Raw genomic sequence first — 21,672 nt, forward strand, 5'->3', positions numbered from 1 at the left:
CTATGCTGATGCTCATGGCCATACGTGCGCAGCGTTCGAGTCGTCCGACGATGGCCGACGTCGCCAAGGCCGCAGGCGTGTCGGTGATGTCGGTGTCGTACTCCTTCGCGCAGCCCGAGCGCGTGTCTGAATCAACGCGGGCCAAGGTGTTCGCCGCCGCCGAAGAGCTCGAGTACGCGGGCCCGAACCGGGCGGCGCAGTCCTTGCGGAGCGGGAAATTCAACAACATCGCGGTCGTCTTCAGCGAGAAGCTGACGTACGCCTTCGAAGACGCAGTAGCTCGGCGGTTCCTCTCGGGAGTCGCCGAAGCGTGCCTGGATGCGAACGCCGGGCTGATGATGCTGCCGAACTCGGGGAAACCGGGAGACGTCGACAGAGTTCGCGACGCGGCAGTAGACGGTTTTGTCGTCTGGACCACCGTCTTCGACGATCCCATCCTCGACGCGATTGTCGGCACCGGAAAACCCGCATGCATCCAGGGTGGTCCGTTGCACGAGGGTGTGGATCTCGTCGGGATGGACGATGTTGCCGGCGCCGTCGCGATCGCGGCAGTCGGGTTGTCGGGGGCGCAGCGGCCCGCGGTGATCAGCCTTCCGTGGGATCGTGAGCGTCGGTCCGAGATTCGGATGGACGTGGATCCAGGTGAAGCGTTCTTTCCGGTGTCCCGCCATCGGCTCGAGGGCTACGAGCGCGCCGTCCGCGACGCGGGCCTCGATTGGCCCTCGGTGCGGGTAGGGGTCGTCACTGTCAACGAGCGGAGCGAGGGTGCGCGGATGGCTCGGTCCCTGCTCGACGTTCCCGAGAGCCGAAGGCCCGATGTCATCTTGGCGATGAGTGACGAACTGGCTCTGGGGGTTCTGGACGCGATCCGTGAACTCGGCCTCGCGCTGCCCGACGATGTCGCAGTCGTCGGATGGGACGACACAACAGCCGCATCGGACGCCGGCCTGACAACGGTTCGCCAGTCCCTGTTCGATCAAGGGCGCAACGCAGCTCGCGTGGTTCTCGGGCTCGACGATGCGGTCGAGCCGGTCGAATGGTCGGTGCGTCGGCGAACCTCGACGCGATGATCACGCCGGTAGTCATCGACGGTCTGCGTTTTCGGTGGTTTGTTCCTCCAGAATTGGGGGAGACCGTCCGGTGGGGACTCTCCTGGAATGTCGACAACCCGCGCCGGTGGGCGGTTGCCGAAGTCGCGGGCGCTTTGCAACTACGCGCCGGAACTCCTCGTGACGACCCAAACGCGCGTCAGGCGTGGGCCGATTTCGACGATAATGCCTCCACTACCGGAGTGGTTCGCCGTCTACGGCTGATGTCGATGGAGTCCGACATGCTGCCAGACCCGAAGTTTCCGCACGGCCCGAACTGGGGTTGGGCTACGAGGCAATTCGTGCCTGGCTCCGAGCGGTTCTACGAGTTGGCCCGTGCACCTCGTGCGTTGCGCTCGTATCAGCTGACCGATCGTGAATACGGGCCGCGGCGCGAGGACTTCCTCCTGGTCGACCTCGAGACGGCTGCTTGATCGTTGGGACCTGACACCGTTTTCATTCAGTGGACACAGACTCCAGCTGATCGGAGTCAGTGTCTGCTCGACGAAACCGGTGCCAGGTGCTTCGACTAGCGCGCTCTGCCGACCACGTTCAGTGCGTATTTACCGGGCGGCGCCCCGACATGCTTGACGAAGTGCCGCGACAGGTGGGATTGATCGTGGAATCCGACGTCGACGGCCACGTCCGCCAATTCGCGCCCGGCGAGGATTGCGCGTCGCGCCAGATCGATTCGACGTCCCGTCACGTACTTGTGGGGCGGAAGCCCGAAATGCTTCGCGAAGTTCTTGATCAGATACGTGGGGTTCCGTTGCAGGATGTTCGACGCTTCCCGCATCGTGATTCCCGTTGTGAGTCGCGCATCGAGCAGGTCCCGAAGTTGATCGGCAACGCGTTCGTCAACGGTCGGCGTGTGAAGGGATCGACCTGTGGCCGGTGTGAGGATCTCGTTCAATCTTTCAGCGAGGAACCCCAGGCGACTTTCGGCTTCGAGTGATTCGCCGTCCGGGCCGAGTGCAGAGTGCAGTTGATCGATGCGATGGCGCAGCAGAGGGTCTCGAATCTCGGGGCTGTCCACCGCCGGGCCTATGAGGACCTCGCCGAGAACTGACGTGTCGAGGTAGAGGATTCGTTGACGAAATCCGGCCTCGGTGACCGGAACTCCGTCGTGTGCGATGCCTGGCGGCAACAGAGTCACGATCTCTGGTGCTGCGCCATGAGCGCGATGATCGAGGTCGTATGCAATCGTGCCGCGGTCGACGAGCATCAGGGACCACTGATCGTGCGTGTGTTTGGGATAGGCGTGTCCGACGAAATCGGCATGGAAGACCTCGGTGATTCCCGCGAGGCTCGGTGCCCACGCGGTGATCTGTGCGCCGCGGGGGTCCATGTCAGAAACGTACAAGACGCAGCTGCCTCGGGTGACGAAGAGTGGCGGGGTCGTCATCGCGGTGGTGGCGCGACCGAGGGAGGAACAACATGAACAGTTCGGCAACAGCGGTATCGCTCCGCGAGAAGTTCGGTCAGTTCACCGAGCACTGGTCGCCCAAGAAGATTGCGGCCCTCAATGATTACGAGATCAAGATCGTCAAGATCAAAGGTGAATTCGTCTGGCACTCCCACACCGACACCGACGAAATGTTTCTGGTGACAAAGGGGCAGATCCGAATCCAACTGCGCGACGGAGATGTTTCGTTGGGGCCCGGTGAATTGTTCGTTGTGCCTCGCGGAGTCGAGCATTGTCCCATCGCCGAAGAGGAAGCGGAGGTGATGTTGATCGAACCCGTGGGCGTGGTGAATACCGGGAACGTCGGAGGATCACGAACCGCGGTGCTCGAGGACTGGACGTAGCTAGCGGCTCTTCCAATCCAGGGGATTGGTTCGGAGCGGCAGTGCCATGCCCGATCTCCAGAGCGTCGCCGCGCGAGAGTGCGGACGGAGCTGGACCTCGCGCCGCATCGACTGCGTGAACTCGTCGGTGAACCCTGTTCGCGGGTACTCCGCGATTGCTGCATCAACAGTTGCTCGCGGAATTTCGGGCGCACGCCGACCGGCAACGTCGAAATGCGCTGCGGCATGCAGTAGATAGGCGTCAGCGCCCGCGCCGCGGTCGACGGTCAGATCCATGTGCAGACGGATCGCTTCGCCGATTCGCTGTACCGACCTCTCCGAAGTTCCCACTCGGGTCGCGAGTTCTTCTGCGTCTGCGGCACTGATGTAGGTGAAACACCCGTGCTCGGCCGATCCTTCTGCGCCCAGTCCGACATCGTGAAGGGCGCACGCAGTGAAGAGATCTTCGGGGTCGTACTCGATCGCATCGATCTGCGCGAAGGCGTCGGCCCAGATCCAGCAGCGCAGGCTGTGGTTCAAGACCGCGGGGGAGAGGGTTCCTCTGGCGTGATCGAGCGCTTCGCTGCACAGCTTGGTGTCGGGGAGTGGGCGTTTGCGCAGCTCGGGTGTGCGAGTGGGGTAGCGGCCGAGCCGCAGTCGGAGCATCGACGGAGCACTCATGGCCTGCGCAGCAGCCGCGCGGGCCATGAGTTGTATCTGCTCGAGAGTGGAGAGCTCACCAGGGCGCATCGAATTCCTGTTCTGGGTGGGGGGACAGCTGGATACGAATCTAGTTGGCAGGGAAACTTCTTCACAGATGTCTAATGTCTGTCAATGACGGAAACACGGAATTATCAGAATATCGGTTAATAGCAAGTGCCATCCAACGGCAACCACGAATCTGTAGCCTCACCTCTGGACATCGCAAGAACCATCAAGCAACGACGGTGGGGCTCGGGCTCAGATGACGCCGAACCCGACGATGCCCGGGACTTCCGACGGGACGATGCGATGGAGCATGACCTTGTTGTTCTCGTTGCCGCCGACGGTCGTCAGAGTGCCGGCGTCGTTGACCAGAACGACGTTGACGTGTTGGCCGAAGGGGCTCGAGTCGCCGTACAGGATCGTGTCGCCGACCTTGGGTTGGTAGTCCTGACCGTAGGGGACAAACGCGTCGACGGACTCGTAATACTCCTGCAGCGTGTACACCCCGGGGATGCGCCACGACCCTGAGTTGGGGTTCGAGAACGGCGTGCCGATCTGGTTCATCGACCAGCTCACGAAATCGGCACACCACGATTCTTCGACACCCTCGGCGTATTTGGTGCCGGGACTCCCTGACTCCCACTCCTGCTCGAGGACGCCCAGTAGCGCACTCTGCTGAGCGCTGAGAATGCTGTGGTCGACGGCCGGGAACGAATCGAGATTCTCGCCGGCAAGAGCGTCGTCGCCGCGCGCGAACCACCACAGTGCGCCGGCGACAACTACGACCACCACAACGCCGAATACGCCCAGAACAGCGAGAGTGCGTCTGGGCGTATTCGGTGCGTGCGACATCACGCCACGATAGTCAATTACTCGAGCGGGGGCGCCGAGCGATCGATCGTCGTCGCGAGGGGCTTCTCCTTGACGAAGAGCAACAGGACAACCGCCGCGATGACCAAGGGGACGAGGTACAGGAAGATCGGCGCCAGCGCGTCGTTGTATGCACCGACGATGATCTCGCGAACCTGGCTCGGCAACTTCCAGAGGATTCCCGGGGTCAAGGAGTTCTCGTCACCACCGACCGCGCCGCCATTCGCCGGGAGTCGCTCGGCCAGGAGATTGGTCAGACGCGAGGCGAACAGGCTGCCCACGATCGCGCTGCCCAACGACGCACCGATCTGGCGGAAGAAGTTGTTCGACGCGGTGGCCGTTCCCACTTCGGCCGCGGGGAAGGTGTTCTGCACGATCAAGATCAAGATCTGCATGACGAGGCCGAGTCCGATACCCATGAGTGCGATGTAGCAACCGAAGACCAGCAGTGAGGTCGACGGCGTCAGACGTGAGAGCAGGACCAGAGCAACAGCGACGATGGATGTTCCGACGATGGGGAAGATCTTGTAGCGGCCGGTCTTGCTGACCAGCTGGCCGGACCCGATGGAGGCGACGAGCAGGCCCGCCATCATGGGAATCATCATCAATCCAGCTTCGGTGGCGTTCTTGCCTGTCACCATTTGGATGTAGGTCGGCAGGTAGGCGAGCGCACCGAACATGGCGATTCCGATGATCAGGCCGGCGACGGTGGTCAACACGAAGTTGCGCTGAGCGAACAGGTGCATCGGAATCACCGGTTCGTCGGCACGCTTTTCGACGAAGACAAAAGCCACTGCCGTCACGACGCAGCCGACGATCAACCCGATGATGACGGCCGATCCCCAGGCGTAGGTGTTTCCGCCCCAGGTCGTGAACAGGATCAGACACGTCGCTGCCGTCGCGACGAGAACCATGCCCAGATAGTCGATGCGAGGCTTGCCGAGGTTCGGCTTCCGCAGGTGCAGAAATGCCATCGCGCTCGCGATGGCGAGTAGGCCTAGGGGGATGTTGATCCAGAAGGCCCAACGCCAACCGATGCCCTCGGTGAACCAGCCGCCGAGTAGGGGACCGGCAACCGAAGCCAGTGCGAACACCCCGCCCATCGCACCCATGTACCGGCCGCGTTGCCTGGCGGGGACGACGTCGGCGATGATCGCCTGGGACAGCAGGATCAATCCGCCGCCGCCGAGTCCCTGCACGGCTCGACCAGCGATGAGTGTGGTCATGTCGTGGGACAGACCGCCGATCACCGAACCGACGATGAAAATGCTGATGGCGCCGATGAAGAGGCCCTTGCGGCCGATCAGGTCACCGAGTTTTCCGTACACCGGCATCATGACGGTCGAGGCGAGGATGTATGCCGTCGTCACCCAGACCATGTGGTTGACGCCGTTCAATTCGCCCACGATGGTGGGCAAAGCGGTACTGAAGATCATCTGGTCGAGCGAAGCCAGAAGCATCGTGATCATCAGCCCGACAAAAACGAGGATGATCGACCGTTTGTCCGGCGAGGCCTCGGTGTCGGTATGCGTGCCGTCGGGCTCGACGGTCGCAGCTTCTCGAGTGGACATGTAGTTCCTTAGTTGAGTGACGGCGGGTGCGAGAGTGTGGATCAGCTCTCGGACCTCAGTATTCGAGCCATCAGGAGTAGTGCCGGATCGAGCAAATCTGTTCTGGGGCTTGCCCGTTCACTGTTCTGCCATTTTCGGAAGACGTAACGCATCGCGGCGCCTGCGGTGATGACCGTTGCTGTGGCTTCGTCGGCAGCGGCTGTGTCCGAGTGCAGGCGGCGATACTCGGTTCTGTTCGACAACTCCCGCGTGAGGATCCGGGTGAGCGTGTCTTCAAGATCGTGGAAGGTGGCCAGATGTTGTTGCAACAGCGTGGGATGACGCTCGAACAATTCGCGTCGATGCGCGAGCAGATCGGGTCGCTCGTCGACGATTTGCATCGCCGCCTCGAATACCGCGAGAGCGCCGCGCAGCGGATCGTCCGGGTGCTCGCCGATGAGCGTGAGCATGGTCGTCTCACTTGGCACGACGAGCATGAGCCCACCGATCGCTGCGTCCTTGGTGGGGAAGTAGTTGAAGAACGTGCGGGTCGACAGATTGCAGGCTTCGCAGATTTTCTCGACGGTCACTTCGTCATAGCCCAGGTCGAGAACGAGTTCGACGGCGGTGTGCTCGATCAGCTGCCTCGTCGCAATTCGTTTTCGTTCGCGCAATCCGAGAGTTTCGGTTCCCATTTCATCCATAATTGCACAGAGTGCAAAGTTTCATCGAATGCAATATTTCGCCCAAGAATGCCTCATGAAATGCAAAAATGGGGATCGGGTGCCTGGTGGATAGGATGAACCGCGTGGAAGACACCTTGCCCCCTTGCCCTGAATGCGCCGGCGAATACACCTACGAGATGGGCGCGTTGATGGTCTGCCCGTCCTGCGCGCACGAGTGGGCGCCGACCGATAGTGCCGGCGAGGACCTGGGTGTGGTGAAAGATGCCGTAGGCAACATTCTTGCGGACGGCGACACGGTGACGGTCGTCAAGACGCTCAAGGTGAAGGGCAGTCCGACCGGCATCAAGTCAGGTACGAAAGTTCGCAACATCCGCCTTGTTCAGGGTGTTGGTGACCACGACATCGACTGCAAGGTCGACGGCATCGGACCGATGCAATTGAAGTCGAGCGTCGTCAAGAAGGTGTGACCGGACAGCGATAGTTGTCGGCTCGAAATCCTGTTCAGTTTCGACGGTTCGATAGCCACAATCGAGGTGATTCTCGACCGCTCGAACGAATGGACCGAACTGTGCCGAACTCGATCTGCCTGGCGCCCGCACTCGATAACACCGCACTCGATACAGACGAGCAGTGGAAACGCATCGTCGATGCGCTGACGCGCAGGGGTTTCCTCGGCGCCGGGCTCGGTGCCGCGGCCGCGACCTTGCTTGCAGCGTGCAGCAGCGACGAAAACGGCTCGGCGCCAAGTGGTCTCGTCACAGTGCAGGATGAGACGGGCAGTGTCGAGATTCCGTCGGACCCGCAGCGAATGGTCATCGCCCATGTCAGCGCCATGGCGACGGTGCTCGACCTCGGTGTGCCGCCGGAGAAGATCGTCGGCGGCTTCTTCGGTCTCGAGGGTGTGAGCGGTGACGCGGTGTTGCGTACGATGCCGGAGGCTGCGAACATCCCGAACCTCGGCACGGCGGGGACGTGGAACAAGGAAGCGATCATCGGCGCGTCGCCGGATCTGATCGTCATGCTCCTGACCGCCGGAAATGCTTATGCGGCAAAGTCCTACGACGAACTCTCCGCGACCGGTGTTCCAGTATTCGCCGGCTTCAACGGGTACCTCACGTGGGCCGAGATGAAGAAGTTGGTCACCTCGATGGGCGTCGCGGTCCGACGCGAAGACGCTGCTGCGGAATTGAACGCGAGAACGGAAGAGCGCCTCCTCACAATCAAGGATCGACTCTCCGCCCTCGGTTCGTTGCCGTCGGTGACCCTCCTCCGCACCGGCGAGAACGGTGTCGTCTACAACCAGGTCGACGCTCTTCTCGACGCCCTCGGTTTCCCCGGCGAACGAGCTACATCGGAGGAGTTCACGCGCACACTCACAGCGGAGCAACTCGATCAGGTGACCAGCGACGTGATCATCGTGGGCGCATTCCAGGACCAGCAGGACGTCCGCGCGCAGTTGGCGATGAACCCGCTCTGGGAGCGTCTTCCCGCTGTCCGCTCGGGGAACGTCCATTACGTCGACGACAGCCTGTGGGGCTCGGGCTATTCTCCCCGCGCGACCGAGCTGCGACTCGACGACATCGAGCGGATCTTCAGCTGACGCCGTCGTGTCACCTCGACTTATCGGTGCATTACCTCGAGAATCATGACCATGGACAAAATCAGGTTCTTCGAGCTGGTCACCGAATGGTTCGAGGTACTCGGTGTTGTCGCCATGGTTCTCGGGTTCGTGTTCGCATTCGTGATCGCGGGGCGCGCATGGAGTCGAACGCGGGACGGTAGTTCGGCGTTTCGTACTCTGCGCGAGACCATGGGCGCGGTCATCCTTCTCGGCCTCGAGATCCTTGTCGCCGCTGATCTGGTGAAGACGGTGACGTCGTCGCCGTCGCTGACAGACGCCGCAGTTCTGGGCATGATCGTTCTTATTCGGACCGTGCTGAGCCTGTCGATTCAGATCGAGATCGACGGGGTACTTCCGTGGCGCAAGGCGTTGGTGTCAAGTCCGGAACTCCTGGTACGCGCAGCGCGCGGATCAGGAGGCCGCACGACGCCCGACGCGTCGAGTTCGTAGCGATAGCCGTTGCGAGTGAAAGGTCGGGCAGATGACAGCAGTGCGCACCGAGCATCTCACGGTCGACGAAAGGCGGGCGCGCGGGCGCCAGGCGCGTAGAGATACGCCATTGGCCGCGCTCGCGGATCTGGCAGAGAGTGACCGTGATCCGATATCACTGCTCGAATTGCAGGCGAAGTCGCGGGTACAGGACCTGGTGCCCATCCGATACGGGCGGATGTCGGCATCGCGGTTCTCGTTCTTCCGCGGCGCTGCGCTGGTGATGGCCGACGATTTGTCACGCAGTCCGGATTCGGGTCTTGCCAGCCAACTCTGCGGCGACGCGCACCTGAGCAACTTCGGTATCTATGCGACGCCCGAGCGAAAGCTCGCGTTCGACATCAACGACTTCGACGAAACGTACCCGGGACCGTTCGAATGGGACGTCAAGCGTCTGGCCGCAAGTTTGGTGATCGCCGCAAAGGACAACGGATTTTCGGGCAAGGAGCGGAAGAAGATCGTTCGCGGATGCGCGGCCGAGTATCGGGAAACCATGATCACCCAGGCAGGATTGGGAAATCTTGCAGTCTGGTACTCGCACATCGCACCCGAGGACGGGCTCGAGGCTCTCCAGATCGACCTGAAGAAGCGCATGCTTGCTCGCACACAAGCGACGCTGGACAAGGCTCGTCGCCGCGACAGTGTGCAGGCGGCAGGCAAGTTCACCGAAATCGTCGACGGCCGGCGGCAATTCATCAGTGATCCGCCGCTGATCGTGCCCGCAAACGAGTTGTTCGCAGGGACCGATCTCACGCAGATCGAGGAGTTGCTACGTCAGCGCGTTCGGTCGTATCGGAGCACGCTGCAGTGGGACCGTCGGGTGTTGCTCGAAAGCTTCGAGATGACGCACATTGCGCGGAAGGTTGTCGGTGTCGGGAGCGTCGGAACACGCGCATGGATGATCCTCATGAAAGGCGTCGACGACGACGATCCGTTGATCCTGCAGGTCAAGGAAGCGCAACCCTCGGTATTGTCCGGCTACGTCGATGGTCCGACCTTCAAGAACGAAGGGGAACGCGTCGTCAACGGGCAACGCTTGATGCAAGCGACAAGCGACATCTTTCTCGGCTGGGAACGAGGGCCGGGGCTCGACGAGGGTGAGCACGATTTCTACATTCGTCAACTGCGTGACGGTAAAGGGTCGGCAGTCATCGAAGAGATGGTGCCGCAGGGGCTGGAACTCTACGGGCGCCTGTGCGCCAGGGTCCTTGCCTACGCACACGCTCGCTCGTCCGATCGGATAGCGATCGCCGAATATCTCGGTGACGGAACCGAATTCGATTTCGCGATCGGGGAGTTCGCGGCTGCCTACGCCAAGCGCAATGCTCGCGATCACGCCGCTCTGCTGACCGCGATCGACGACGGTCGCGTGTCAGCAGAGCGGGGAGTGTGACGACTCAGGCGAACACGCCGTCGAGCCAGCCCTGCCACGCTGCCGTTGCTGATCCACCGTCAGCGCCCTCTGCGAAGAGGTGATGGGCCGCGTCGACGTTGCCGCCGAAAGCATTTCGGCCGTAGAACCGCAGCAATGCGTCCTCGGTGCGCAAGCCGATGAACCAGTCGTTGATGTAGTCGACAATCGCGTCGACGGTTCCGATTCCGGGGACTTCCACCGACGCGGAGTCACCGACACCGGCGCCCGAGGTGATTCCGAGGGCGCTGCGAAGCGTTCCCATCGCTTGCGGCGCGGACGAGGATTCCGGGCCTTCGGCCGAGACATAGGTGACGGTTTTTCCGGCGAAGTACCGCACGTATTGGCCGAGACTGTGCAGGTAGAAGTCCGTGTGCTTGCTCGCGCCGTCGTACTGGTTGTCCCAGTCATCGGCAAACACTCCGGCGTGGACGTAGCGGACAACGGCGGTGCTCTCGTCGCGTGCTTCGACGACGTATTCGAGGTTGTTGAACCAGCCGTCGGGGCCTTGCATGTGGATGGCGAGTTCGCGGGGCGGCTCCCAGGTCGCGATGATCGGGCTGTCCGGGCGGCTGCCGTCGGCGGGGATCTCGAGAGGGGAGGGGAACATCCAGCCGGCCGTTTCGGCCGAGATGGCGGCCCAGATCTGCTCGGGGGTTCCTGGGACGACCACCTCGCGGCGGATTTCGAATTTCTCGGACATTGCTACTTCTCCGTTTCGGGCGCGTCGATCGCTTGGGTTGTGATGGTTTGGGGTGTGGTGAGGCTGGGATGCAGGGCGACAACGAGGCGGTGTTTGCGTCCGCCTTCGGAATTGCCGTCGTGATACTTGGCGACGAGTGAGTTGATCGACTCGCCGAGTTCGCCGGCGAAGGCGGCACGGTCGGCCGCCGTGGCAAAGGTGATGTCGCTGTCGATGGCAAAGGACGCCAACGGTTTTCCGGCTGCAGTTGCTCCGGCGATCAGTTCGCCGACCTCTCGGACGATCCGCGCTGCGAGACTGACGAGCCAGCGCGCCGAGAGTTGATCGGGGAACCGGCCCGGGTCCGGGGCGAGCGCCGACATGGCGGCAGGGGATATGACGTACGACGCGGCACTGGCCTGCATGATTCGCTCGGTCATGTTGCCTCGCTTGCGTTCCTCGACGAGCTCGACAAGTCCGTGGTCTTCGAGAGTGCGCAGGTGGTAGTTCACCTTCTGGCGTGTCAGCCCGATCCGGGGCGCCAGCGAGGATGCCGATCCCGGCACCGCCAATTCGGCCAGAATCCGTTGCCGAATCGGATCGAGCGACGCCTCGGCAGCGCCGGGGCGATCGATGACTGCTACGTCCAACATGAGAAAACCATCCCACCGACAACTGAATCTGTCAAGACAGAAAAAATTGTCGGTGGGATGGTTTCGAAGGTTCGCTATCGCTTGAGGTCGGGCGGGTTGTTCAGATCCCGCGCCGAGTACGTGTCACACGACGAAATCTGGCCGGTCTGGTATCCGGTCTTGAACCACGCCTGCCGCTGTGCGGAGGAGCCGTGTGTCCAGCCTTCGGGGTTGACCCGACCGGTCGTGGACTTCTGGATGCGGTCGTCGCCCACCGATGACGCCGCCGAGAGGGCGTCTCGAATATCGCTCTCGGACAAGGGCTTCAGGAATGGTTGACCGGTCGCTTCGTCGGGAATCGTGTCCGCAAAATGTGCCCAGACGCCGGCGTAGCAATCGGCCTGGAGTTCGGTGCGAACCGCACCCGACTGCTCACCCTGCGGGTCGGCCTGCGCGCGGCCGATGTCGCCGAGCTGATTCTGGATGTGATGTCCGAACTCGTGCGCGACCACGTACTCCTGTGCGAGCGGTCCGGCGCTGGAACCGAAACGGTCGACGAGTAGTTGGAAGAAACTCGTGTCGAAGTACGCAGTCTGGTCGGCCGGGCAGTAGAACGGACCGACGTCACTCGACGCCTGGCCGCAACCGGTGTTGACCGAACCGCTGAACAGAATGACTTCGGGTCGCACGTACGCCGTGCCGGACTGCTTGACCAACTGCTGTTCCCAAACGTCGTCGAGGCTTCCGACGGTCAGTGTGACGCGGCAGTTCACATCGGCGTTTGCCTGAGCACCGGTGCACTCGTCGACCGACGACAGTCCGGTCGACGAACTCGAAGTCTCGGTAGACGTACCCAGGAGTGAGCCGGGGTCACCGCCGAACAACAGCGCCAGGATCAGAACGATAATGCCGCCCGCGCCACCGCCGATCGCGATTTTGCCGCCGCGGCCACCGCCACCCCCGCCGCCTTGAACCTGAACGCGTCCCGCTTCGCCGCGGGCCCCCTCGTTGAAGGTCATCTATGTCCGCTTTCTGCTGTCGTGAACAAGTGCTTGCCGTCACTTCTGGAGATAGCTTCGCATGCGATGCGGGTCCGCGTTTCCGCTCTGTGCAGTTCGCTCCGTAGGATCGCAGGCAAAGTAGTCGGTCGTCGGTTATTGGAAGTAGTTCGAAAGGAATCCCGTGCTGCGCACACATCTCGCCGGTTCATTGCGACCCGAGCAGGCAGAGCAGACCGTAACGCTCACCGGTTGGGTAGCCAGGCGTCGTGATCACGGCGGAGTGATCTTCATCGATCTCCGTGATGCATCCGGAGTTGCGCAGGTAGTTTTCCGGGCAGGTGACGTGGCCGAGCAGGCGCACCGTCTGCGCGCGGAATACTGCGTTCGCGTGACCGGAACGGTCGAGGTTCGCCCCGAGGGCAACCAGAACTTCGAGATCCCCACCGGAGCAATCGAGGTCAACGCCACTGAACTCGAGGTTCTCAACGAAAGCGCACCGCTGCCGTTCCAGCTCGACGATCAGGTCGGCGAAGAAGCGCGCCTCAAGTACCGCTACCTCGACCTGCGCCGTGAAGGCCCCGGCTCCGCAATTCGCTTGCGCTCCAAGGTAAGTGCTGCAGCGCGCGGCGTTCTCGCGCATCACGAGTTCGTCGAGGTCGAGACTCCGACGCTCACGCGCTCGACGCCCGAGGGTGCCCGTGACTTCCTGGTGCCGTCGCGCCTTCAGCCCGGTAGCTTCTACGCACTGCCGCAGAGCCCGCAGCTGTTCAAGCAGCTCCTCATGGTCGGCGGCATCGAGCGCTACTACCAGATCGCACGTTGCTACCGCGACGAGGATTTCCGCGCCGATCGCCAGCCCGAGTTCACTCAGCTCGACATCGAGATGGCTTTCGTCAACCAGGACGACATCATCCTGCTCGCCGAGGAAATCCTGACGGCGCTCTGGAAGCTCGTCGGCCACGAGATCAAGACGCCGATCGACCGCATGACCTACACCGAGGCAATGCGTCGTTACGGCAGCGACAAGCCGGACCTGCGTTTCGACATCGAACTCGTCGAGTGCATGGACTTCTTCAAGGACACGACGTTCCGCGTGTTCCAGGCGGAGTACGTCGGCGCCGTCGTGATGCCCGGCGGTGCAAGCCAGCCGCGCAAGCAACTCGACGCCTGGCAGGAATGGGCCAAGCAGCGTGGGGCCAAGGGTCTGGCGTACGTGTTGGTCGGTGAAGACGGCACTCTCGGTGGACCTGTTGCCAAGAACCTGACCGACGCCGAGCGTGAGGGCCTGGCCGCCCACGTCGGAGCTCAGCCGGGAGACTGCGTCTTCTTCGCAGCTGGTGCAACGAAGCCGATGCGCGCCCTCCTCGGCGCTGCCCGTGGTGAGATCGCCCGCAAGAAGGACCTCATCGATCCTGACGCGTGGGCGTTCGTGTGGATCGTCGACGCTCCGATGTTCGAGCCGACCGCCGACGCCACTGCATCCGGTGACGTCGCTCTCGGCCACTCCGCGTGGACCGCCGTGCACCACGCGTTCACGTCGCCGAAGCCGGAGTTCTTCGACACGTTCGACACCGATCCGGATTCCGCTCTCGCCTACGCGTACGACATCGTCTGCAACGGCAACGAGATCGGCGGCGGCAGTATTCGTATCCACCGCAAGGACATTCAGGAACGAGTGTTCAAGGTGATGGGTATCTCCGAGGAAGAGGCGCAGGAGCAGTTCGGCTTCCTCCTCGACGCCTTCGCCTTCGGTGCGCCGCCGCACGGCGGAATCGCATTCGGCTGGGACCGCATCACCGCGCTCCTCGCCGGCATGGATTCCATCCGTGAGGTCATCGCGTTCCCGAAGTCCGGCGGCGGCGTCGACCCGCTGACGGATGCTCCGGCACCGATCTCGGCTCAGCAGCGCAAGGAATCGGGTATCGACGCGAAGCCCGAGAAGAAGTCAGAGGACAAGAAGTCCGAAGGCGACACCGGCGAAGCCAAGTAGAGCCGACACCGGATCGCCATGCTGCATTTGCGGGTGATCTGCCCGACCGAGCGCACCGAGCAAGTTCTCGGTGCGCTCGCGTCGCAGCGGGGCGCGACACACATCGTCGTGATGCGCGACGTCGCGGTTCATCCTGCCGGCGACATGGTGGAGGCCGACGTCGCCCGTGAGGCGGCAAACGACGTCGTCGATGCCCTGAACGAACTCGGCGTCGCCGAGGACGGCGGAATGACGCTCGTACCGGTCGAGACGGTGTTGTCGGCGGCGGCGCGCAAAGCCGAGCGTGACGTGCCTGGTGATCCCGCGGATTCCGTCGTGTGGGAGGAATTGCTGTCCCGCACTCGCGAAGAGTCGACTCTCAACGGATTGTTCGTCGCGTTCCTGACCATTGCGTGTCTGCTGGCCGCGATCGGCGTCGTGACCGACTCTCAGATCACGATCGTCGGCGCCATGGTCGTCGGTCCGGAGTTCGGTCCGCTGGCTGCTTTGGCAGTCGCACTCGTACGGCGGGATCGACGGTTGCGTCGGCGTTCGATTCTCGCGCTTGCCGTCGGATTCCCCATCGCGATGGGCGTGACGCTTGCCGCAACGTTCGTGGTGAAGTTCTTCGGATGGATGGACGTCGTCAGTCTCGAGTCACTCCACGAGGTCGATTTCGTATACAAGGTCGGGCCCATTTCGTTTGTCGTCGCGCTTCTTGCCGGTGCGGCTGGGATGCTGGCACTCGTCTCGTCGAAGTCCGCTGCCTTGGTCGGGGTGTTCATCTCTGTCACCACGGTTCCTGCCGCCGGTTTCGCGGTGGTTGCGGCAGCAAACGGAGAATGGCGGATCGCCGGGTTGTCGTCTCTGCAACTGGCTGTCAACCTGCTCGGGATCGTCACTGCCTGCGTGCTTGTTCTCTGGCTCAGAACCCGGGCCGACGAGGAATTCGAAGCAGCGTTGAAAGGCATTTCTCGATTTGTCGACGAGGACAAGACTCCATGACGTCGCAGGTTCGGAGTTCTGCTCACCGACAGCAAAATTCTCGAGAGAACTGTGTGCCGGTGTGGCGATTGGGGACTTTTGTCATCGCCGCAGGTAGTCGGCAATTTCTGTTGCTGTGAGGCCTTGAATTCTCCGCTGCGAGCGGACGAGCTGGGCATGATCGGAGTCACTAACGGGTAAGTTGGTCGGTGATGACCGCATTACTGGCAGACCCCGTTTCCGAAGTCGTCGCAGCTGCTGAGCAGTTGCTGACACGCCGCACAGGGGCACCCGTAACCCTGGTGGATCCCGTAGATCTCGGGGGGAGTGGCCGCACCGTCGTGCTGCGCGTTCGTGTCGCCGAGAACCCGTTCTCCCTGCCCCGAACTTTGGTGATCAAGCAGGTCCGCGACAACTTCCAGGGAGCTACCAAAACAGCGATTGCGCTCCCGGCCGCGTCCGAAGGTGACTTCGACGTCGAGACCGCATTCCTTCGTGAAGCGGTGTCGTATCAGTTCGCCAACGCGCTTGCCAAGGACGCACGCCCCGGCGCCGAACTGTTGGCGTCCGACCTCGATGCTCGCCTCCTGATCCTGAGTGATCTCGGCGACGCCACCGCAATCAGCGTCCGACTCGAAGACTCCGACCCGGACACCGTCACTTACACGTTGATGGCCATGGCTCAGGCAATGGGACGCATGCACGCCGCGACCGTCGGCCGGGAGGACGACTTCACCGCACTGCTGCGTCGAGCCGAGGTTGCCCATTGCTCCGATGAAGTTGCGGATCAGGTGGGACGCGCAGTGACCGGTGTTCCCGCGATGTTGGTGGAAAGTCTCGGGATCGATGTGAGTTCGGACATTCTCGAGCAGGTTCAGCACGCGCAGACACTGTTCAGTGGCGGTCGGTTCCGTGCCTTCAGTCCGTCGGACTTGTGCCCCGACAACATCATCGTCAACGACGACGGCGTGCAGTTCCTCGACTACGAGTGGGGTGGCTACCGCGACGCCCTCCTCGACATCACCTACGCGTTGGTGTCTTTTCCCGGCTGCCTGTGCAACATCGACCTGACCGAAGAGCGGGCGTCGGCGATGGTCGATGCCTGGCGGGCCGAGGTCGTGGGGATGTGGCCCGCCCTGGCCGACGAGGCCGAATTGGGGCGCAGGATCGTCGAGGCCCAACTCATCTGGGTCTGGCTCAGTACCTATCTGTACCTGCCCGAGGATCATTCGCGTATCGCCGCCGTCCGCGAACATTATCTCTCGATTCCACGCGCCGACGCACTGGTCGGACGCTGGGCCAGGCTCGCACGCTCGGCTCAGCTCGCCGGCAACGACGCCGTCGAAGCACACGCCCGCGACGTCGTGGCGGCGCTGCGGACCGAGTTCAGCTGAGGCCCTGACCGATCACACACAGAAGGGCGCCCGTGCACGAAGCACGAGCGCCCTTTCTCGGTCGAGTCCGCTCAGTTGTCGGAGACCAGATCGTTCTCGGACAGGTCCGTCGCCGCGAGCGCCGTCGCCAGATCGGGATGCCGGAACGTCGACGTCACCTGGTCGGCCACGACTCGGAAAGCAGAGGCCAGGGTCGCGGACTTGTCCGGTTCGGCCGCCCACGTTGCGGTCTGTTCGACGACGACCACGCCGTGGTGGACGTACATCTTTCCGGGGACGAGCGTGATGCCGGCGTTGGTGGCCCACTCGCGCAGGGCAGCGAGTCCCTGGCTCGCGCCCTTGGGGCCGCCTACCTCGATGTCGTCACTCGACAACTGCAGCAGAGTGTCGACGTCTTGGGAGTTGAGTGCATCGTGCCACGCGAGGACGGTGGCGATCTCGGAGGTGCTCATGGCGACAACGCTATCCAATGCGGATTCACGACTGGGTGAGGGCTGGCGGAACAGCGGATTGTGTCGGGCGTCGGTGGTCTCTAGTAGCGTCGATTCGTGAGCGATTGGCAAGCGGAAGACAGTGTGGGGGCGAAAGACGGCGTGGTGGCGGAAGACGGCCTGTTCGAGGCAACTCCGGAGGAATCCGCGATCGTCGACGAACCAGATGTCGTGTCTGTAGCCGAGCGCGCCCTGTCCTCGGTGCCGCCCGGTGCTCCTCTGGCTGTCCGCATGCGTCCGCTCACTCTTGGTGAAGTTGTCGGCCAACAGCACTTACTCGGGCCCGGCGCGCCACTCCGCAGAATGGTCGAGGGGTCCGGCGCCGCATCGGTACTTCTGTACGGACCTCCCGGCACCGGCAAGACCACGCTCGCATCGTTGATCTCGGGTGCTACCGGCCGCCGGTTCGAGGCTCTGTCGGCTCTGTCCGCCGGAGTCAAAGAAGTCCGCGGTGTCATCGAACTCGCGCGCCGCCGCCTGCTGAACGGCGAACAAACCGTCTTGTTCATCGACGAAGTTCATCGCTTCTCCAAGACCCAGCAGGACGCCTTGCTCGCCGCGGTCGAGAACCGCATCGTGCTCTTGGTCGGCGCGACCACCGAGAACCCGTCGTTCTCGGTCGTCTCCGCTCTGTTGTCGCGCTCGTTGGTCCTGCAACTGCAATCGCTCACCGCTGCGGATGTCCAGGAACTGCTCGAGCGCGCTGTCGCCGACGAACGCGGGTTCGGCGGAGCGATCACGATCGACGACGACGCGATGGAACACCTCGTTCGTCTGGCGGCCGGCGACGCCCGCCGAGCCCTGACGGCACTCGAGGCTGCCGCCGGAGCTGCACTGGACACGGCCGGCGACGCCCGCCGAGCCCTGACGGCACTCGAGGCTGCCGCCGGAGCTGCACTGGACACGGCCGGTGACGCTTCGGGCCCGGTGGTGCTCGACCTCGCGACCGTCGAGGCCAGTGTCGACAAGGCCGCGGTTCGGTACGACCGTGCCGGAGATCAGCACTACGACGTCATCAGTGCATTCATCAAGAGCATTCGTGGATCAGACGTCGACGCCGCCCTGCACTACCTCGCACGGATGCTGACCGCGGGCGAAGACCCTCGCTTCATCGCACGGCGTCTGGTGGTTCACGCCAGCGAAGACATCGGCATGGCTGATCCGATGGCGCTGCAGACTGCCACCGCCGCGGCGCAGGCAGTGCAGCTGATCGGTATGCCGGAGGCTCGTCTGGCGCTGGCACAGGCCACCATTCATCTGGCGACGGCTCCCAAATCGGGTGCGGTCATCGCCGCACTCGGCGCGGCCATGGCCGACGTGGCCGCCGGAAAATCCGGACTGGTACCGCCGCACCTGCGTGACGGGCACTACAAGGGCGCCGAGCAATTGGGCAACGCAGTCGGATACAAGTACCCGCACGACACACGTGATGGTGTTCTGCGGCAACAGTATCCACCGGACGATCTGGTGGGTGTCGACTATTACCAGCCCACCGCGCACGGCAACGAGCGGGAGATCGCCGATCGGGTGAGCAAACTTCGCCGAATAGTTCGTGGCTGACGCCTGCCAGGTTCCACCGGCCGACGCGTTAGTCTGGACACCCATAGCTCGACGCTCTTGAAGGTAAGGACCGGTTAGTGCAAACCCACGAGATCCGCAGGCGATTCCTCGACCACTTCGTCAAGGCCGGCCACACCGAGGTGCCCAGCGCCTCGCTGATTCTCGACGACCCGAACCTTCTGTTCGTCAACGCGGGCATGGTTCCGTTCGTGCCGTTCTTCCTCGGGCAGCAGACGCCGTCCTACTCACGGGCGACGTCCGTGCAGAAGTGCGTCCGCACCCTGGACATCGAAGAGGTCGGCATCACCACCCGCCACAACACCTTCTTCCAGATGGCGGGCAACTTCTCCTTCGGTGACTACTTCAAGAAGGAAGCCATCTCCCACGCCTGGCAGTTGCTGACAGGTTCGGTCGAGGACGGCGGATACGGCATCGATCCCACGCGCCTGTGGGCCACCGTCTACCTCGACGACGACGAAGCGTTCTCGATCTGGCGCGACGAGGTAGGAGTGCCCGAAGAGCGCATCCAGCGCCGCGGCATGAAGGACAACTACTGGTCCATGGGCATTCCCGGGCCGTGCGGCCCCTGCTCGGAGATCTTCTACGACCGCGGCGCCGAATACGGCGTCGAGGGTGGCCCCGAAGCCGACGAGGATCGCTACATCGAGATCTGGAACCTCGTGTTCATGCAGAACGAGCGCGGCGAGGGCACCAACAAGGGCGACTACCCGATCCTCGGACCGTTGCCGAAGAAGAACATCGACACCGGCATGGGCGTCGAGCGCGTTGCGTTCCTCCTGCAGGGCGTCGAAAACGTCTACGAGACAGATCTTCTCCGCCCCGTCATCGACAAGGCCGCCGAACTGACCGGCAGTGTCTACGGGACCGACCACACTTCAGACGTCCGTTTCCGCGTCATCGCCGACCACGCACGCACCGCAGCGATGTTGATCGCCGACGGTGTGAACCCCGGCAACTACGGCCGCGGCTACGTCCTGCGCCGGTTGCTGCGTCGCATCGTGCGTTCGGCCAAACTGCTCGGCAGCGAGCAGCCCACCATGCGCGAGTTCATGGTCGTCGTCCGCGACACGATGGCGCCGTCGTACCCGGTTTTGGAAACCGACTTCACGCGCATCGAGAACGTCGCCGTCGGCGAGGAGACCGCGTTCCTCAAGACGCTGGCTTCGGGTTCTGCTCTGTTCGAGAATGCTGCCGAGACGGTCAAGTCGTCCGGAAAGTCGGTCATCGCCGGCGATCAGGCATTTGCACTGCACGACACCTACGGCTTCCCGATCGATCTCACGCTCGAGATGGCGTCCGAGGCCGGTCTCACCGTGGACGAGGACGGCTTCCGCACGCTCATGGCCGAGCAGCGCAAGCGCGCCAAGGACGACGCTCAAGCGCGCAAGCACGCCCATGCCGACCTCACGGTCTACAAGGAACTGCTCGACCGAGGCGCCACCGAGTTCACCGGTTTCGACGAGCTCGTCTCCGAGGCTCACGTCCTCGCACTGATCGTCGACGGTGTCCGCGTGCCGGTCGCGAAGGCCGGTCAGGACGTCGAGGTCATCCTCGACCGCAGCCCGCTTTACGCAGAGTCCGGTGGACAGATCGCCGACATCGGTTCGCTCACCGCTCCGGGCCTCGAAGCCAAGGTCAACGACGTGCAGAAGATCGCCAAGAAGGTCTGGACGCACAAGGTGACGGTGCAGAAGGGCGAGATCACCGAGGGCGACGTCGTACTCGCGCACGTCGACGCCGAGTGGCGCAAGGGTGCAACCCAGGGGCACTCCGGCACCCACATGGTGCACGCGGCGCTGCGTCAGGTGCTCGGCCCCAACGCGGTGCAGGCGGGCTCGCTCAACAAGCCGGGTTACCTCCGCTTCGACTTCTCGTGGCAGGGCGCGCTGTCCGACTCCCAGAAGCAGGACATCGAGGCACTCACCAACGAAGCCGTGGCGTCGAACTACGCGGTCAACACATTTGTCACGGATCTCGACAAGGCCAAGGCGATGGGTGCGATGGCACTCTTCGGTGAAAACTACGGCGACGAGGTTCGCGTCGTCGAAATCGGCGGCCCGTTCTCGATGGAACTGTGCGGTGGCACTCACGTCGGAAGCTCCGCACAGATCGGTCAGGTAACGCTGCTCGGTGAGCAGTCGGTCGGCTCCGGAATCCGACGCGTCGAGGCGTACGTCGGTTTGGACTCCTACCGCTACCTCGCCAAGGAACGCGCGCTCCTGGCCGGACTCTCCTCCTCGCTGAAGGTTCCTTCGGAAGAGGTGCCCGCCCGCGTCGAGGCGCTCGTCGAGCGACTCAAGGTGGCCGAGAAGGAACTCGAGCAGACAAAGGCCAAGGCTGTGCTGGCGTCGGCAGGCGAGTACGTCGCCAAGGCCAAGCGCATCGGCAGTGTCCTCGTCATCGCCGAGCCTGCTCCCGCCGGAGTCGGCGGAAACGACCTGCGCAGCCTCGTCACGGACATCAAGGGTCGCCTCGGCTCCGAACCTGCCGTCGTAGCTCTGCTCGGTGACGTCGACGGCAAGGTTCCGTTCGTGGTCGCCTCGAGCAAGGCAGCTCAAGGTCTCGGTGTGAAGGCCGGCGAGCTGGTCGCGTCGTTCGGTCCCAAGATCGGCGGCCGCGGCGGCGGAAAGCCCGACATGGCCCAGGGTTCGGGTTCGGACTCCGCAGGAATCCCGGCGGCGCTCGATGCGATCCGGGACAGAGTCGGAGAGCTGGCGGGCGGCAGCTGAC

21 protein-coding genes are annotated in these 21,672 nt (G+C 63.1%); 12 read left to right on the top strand and 9 right to left on the bottom strand.

Going from position 1 to position 21,672, the window contains the following annotated elements; translation table 11 throughout:
• Positions 1-14 precede the first annotated feature (14 nt).
• Together RA302_RS14015 and RA302_RS14020 are read left to right on the top strand one after the other, a co-directional pair.
• On the top strand, positions 15-1,070 hold the full coding sequence (locus tag RA302_RS14015; RefSeq protein WP_228232709.1) for a LacI family DNA-binding transcriptional regulator: 1,056 nt from the start codon (positions 15-17) through the stop codon (positions 1,068-1,070).
• Positions 1,067-1,522 carry a hypothetical protein gene (locus tag RA302_RS14020; protein ID WP_230587565.1) on the top strand — a complete coding sequence of 152 codons (456 nt, stop codon included), beginning with the start codon at positions 1,067-1,069 and terminating at the stop codon, positions 1,520-1,522. Before RA302_RS14015 ends, RA302_RS14020 begins: the two co-directional genes overlap by 4 nt.
• A gap of 95 nt (positions 1,523-1,617) precedes the next feature.
• Here RA302_RS14020 and RA302_RS14025 read toward each other — a convergent pair whose 3' ends face one another.
• Positions 1,618-2,436, bottom strand: a complete 819-nt coding sequence (locus RA302_RS14025; protein WP_030536436.1) for an AraC family transcriptional regulator — start codon at positions 2,434-2,436, stop codon at positions 1,618-1,620.
• 89 nt (positions 2,437-2,525) lie between these two features.
• Here RA302_RS14025 and RA302_RS14030 point away from each other — a divergent pair, with 89 nt between their 5' ends.
• Positions 2,526-2,897: a cupin domain-containing protein gene (locus RA302_RS14030; RefSeq protein WP_030536435.1), complete on the top strand. Its 372-nt coding sequence runs from the start codon at positions 2,526-2,528 to the stop codon at positions 2,895-2,897.
• Here RA302_RS14030 and RA302_RS14035 read toward each other — a convergent pair whose 3' ends face one another.
• From RA302_RS14035 to RA302_RS14050, 4 genes are all read right to left on the bottom strand, one after another.
• The gene (locus RA302_RS14035; protein WP_030536434.1) at positions 2,898-3,626 is read right to left on the bottom strand and encodes an HD domain-containing protein; all 729 of its coding nucleotides are present in this window, start codon (positions 3,624-3,626) and stop codon (positions 2,898-2,900) included.
• 210 nt (positions 3,627-3,836) lie between these two features.
• Complete coding sequence (locus RA302_RS14040) at positions 3,837-4,433, bottom strand: CHAP domain-containing protein (RefSeq protein ID WP_176742021.1); 597 nt, start codon at positions 4,431-4,433, stop codon at positions 3,837-3,839.
• A 17-nt stretch (positions 4,434-4,450) separates the two neighbouring features.
• Entirely contained in the window at positions 4,451-6,022 is a 1,572-nt protein-coding gene (locus RA302_RS14045; RefSeq protein ID WP_003944867.1) for an MDR family MFS transporter, read from the bottom strand.
• Between the two features lie 41 nt (positions 6,023-6,063).
• Positions 6,064-6,696, bottom strand: a complete 633-nt coding sequence (locus RA302_RS14050; protein WP_003944787.1) for a TetR/AcrR family transcriptional regulator — start codon at positions 6,694-6,696, stop codon at positions 6,064-6,066.
• A gap of 113 nt (positions 6,697-6,809) precedes the next feature.
• On the opposite strand from RA302_RS14050, the gene RA302_RS14055 reads away from it, so the two are divergent.
• The 4 genes from RA302_RS14055 to RA302_RS14070 all read left to right on the top strand — a co-directional run bounded on the left by RA302_RS14055 (position 6,810) and on the right by RA302_RS14070 (position 10,190).
• A complete protein-coding gene (locus RA302_RS14055; protein WP_003944988.1) occupies positions 6,810-7,154 on the top strand; it encodes a zinc ribbon domain-containing protein YjdM in 345 nt (114 codons plus the stop codon).
• Positions 7,155-7,255: 101 nt separating this feature from the next.
• Positions 7,256-8,287 (top strand): ABC transporter substrate-binding protein, encoded by a 1,032-nt coding sequence (locus RA302_RS14060; RefSeq protein WP_228402242.1) that lies wholly within the window; start codon positions 7,256-7,258, stop codon positions 8,285-8,287.
• A 51-nt stretch (positions 8,288-8,338) separates the two neighbouring features.
• Positions 8,339-8,758 (top strand): DUF1622 domain-containing protein, encoded by a 420-nt coding sequence (locus tag RA302_RS14065; RefSeq protein WP_007728052.1) that lies wholly within the window; start codon positions 8,339-8,341, stop codon positions 8,756-8,758.
• Between the two features lie 31 nt (positions 8,759-8,789).
• Positions 8,790-10,190: a DUF2252 domain-containing protein gene (locus tag RA302_RS14070; protein ID WP_007728051.1), complete on the top strand. Its 1,401-nt coding sequence runs from the start codon at positions 8,790-8,792 to the stop codon at positions 10,188-10,190.
• 4 nt (positions 10,191-10,194) lie between these two features.
• Here RA302_RS14070 and RA302_RS14075 read toward each other — a convergent pair whose 3' ends face one another.
• The 3 genes from RA302_RS14075 to RA302_RS14085 all read right to left on the bottom strand — a co-directional run bounded on the left by RA302_RS14075 (position 10,195) and on the right by RA302_RS14085 (position 12,541).
• The gene (locus RA302_RS14075; protein ID WP_030536431.1) at positions 10,195-10,911 is read right to left on the bottom strand and encodes an ATPase; all 717 of its coding nucleotides are present in this window, start codon (positions 10,909-10,911) and stop codon (positions 10,195-10,197) included.
• Between the two features lie 2 nt (positions 10,912-10,913).
• On the bottom strand, positions 10,914-11,543 hold the full coding sequence (locus RA302_RS14080; protein WP_007728048.1) for a helix-turn-helix domain-containing protein: 630 nt from the start codon (positions 11,541-11,543) through the stop codon (positions 10,914-10,916).
• A 74-nt stretch (positions 11,544-11,617) separates the two neighbouring features.
• The gene (locus RA302_RS14085) at positions 11,618-12,541 is read right to left on the bottom strand and encodes a neutral zinc metallopeptidase (protein ID WP_030536430.1); all 924 of its coding nucleotides are present in this window, start codon (positions 12,539-12,541) and stop codon (positions 11,618-11,620) included.
• Positions 12,542-12,704: 163 nt separating this feature from the next.
• On the opposite strand from RA302_RS14085, the gene aspS reads away from it, so the two are divergent.
• The 3 genes from aspS to RA302_RS14100 all read left to right on the top strand — a co-directional run bounded on the left by aspS (position 12,705) and on the right by RA302_RS14100 (position 16,870).
• Positions 12,705-14,513, top strand: a complete 1,809-nt coding sequence (gene aspS / locus RA302_RS14090) for an aspartate--tRNA ligase (RefSeq protein ID WP_003944808.1) — start codon at positions 12,705-12,707, stop codon at positions 14,511-14,513.
• A gap of 18 nt (positions 14,514-14,531) precedes the next feature.
• On the top strand, positions 14,532-15,497 hold the full coding sequence (locus tag RA302_RS14095) for a DUF389 domain-containing protein (protein ID WP_007728045.1): 966 nt from the start codon (positions 14,532-14,534) through the stop codon (positions 15,495-15,497).
• A gap of 191 nt (positions 15,498-15,688) precedes the next feature.
• Positions 15,689-16,870: a kinase gene (locus RA302_RS14100; protein WP_030536429.1), complete on the top strand. Its 1,182-nt coding sequence runs from the start codon at positions 15,689-15,691 to the stop codon at positions 16,868-16,870.
• A gap of 71 nt (positions 16,871-16,941) precedes the next feature.
• Here the strand turns inward: RA302_RS14100 and RA302_RS14105 are convergent, their stop codons facing one another.
• Entirely contained in the window at positions 16,942-17,322 is a 381-nt protein-coding gene (locus RA302_RS14105; RefSeq protein ID WP_003944973.1) for a nuclear transport factor 2 family protein, read from the bottom strand.
• A gap of 210 nt (positions 17,323-17,532) precedes the next feature.
• On the opposite strand from RA302_RS14105, the gene RA302_RS14110 reads away from it, so the two are divergent.
• Both RA302_RS14110 and alaS read left to right on the top strand, forming a co-directional pair.
• Positions 17,533-18,921 carry a replication-associated recombination protein A gene (locus RA302_RS14110; RefSeq protein WP_230587572.1) on the top strand — a complete coding sequence of 463 codons (1,389 nt, stop codon included), beginning with the start codon at positions 17,533-17,535 and terminating at the stop codon, positions 18,919-18,921.
• Positions 18,922-18,998: 77 nt separating this feature from the next.
• Positions 18,999-21,671: an alanine--tRNA ligase gene (alaS, locus tag RA302_RS14115; RefSeq protein WP_030536427.1), complete on the top strand. Its 2,673-nt coding sequence runs from the start codon at positions 18,999-19,001 to the stop codon at positions 21,669-21,671.
• The last annotated feature ends 1 nt before the right edge of the window (position 21,672 follow it).

This window comes from Rhodococcus sp. DN22 (assembly GCF_036669995.1).
In the GTDB taxonomy this organism is placed as follows: Bacteria; Actinomycetota; Actinomycetes; order Mycobacteriales; family Mycobacteriaceae; genus Rhodococcus_F; species Rhodococcus_F erythropolis.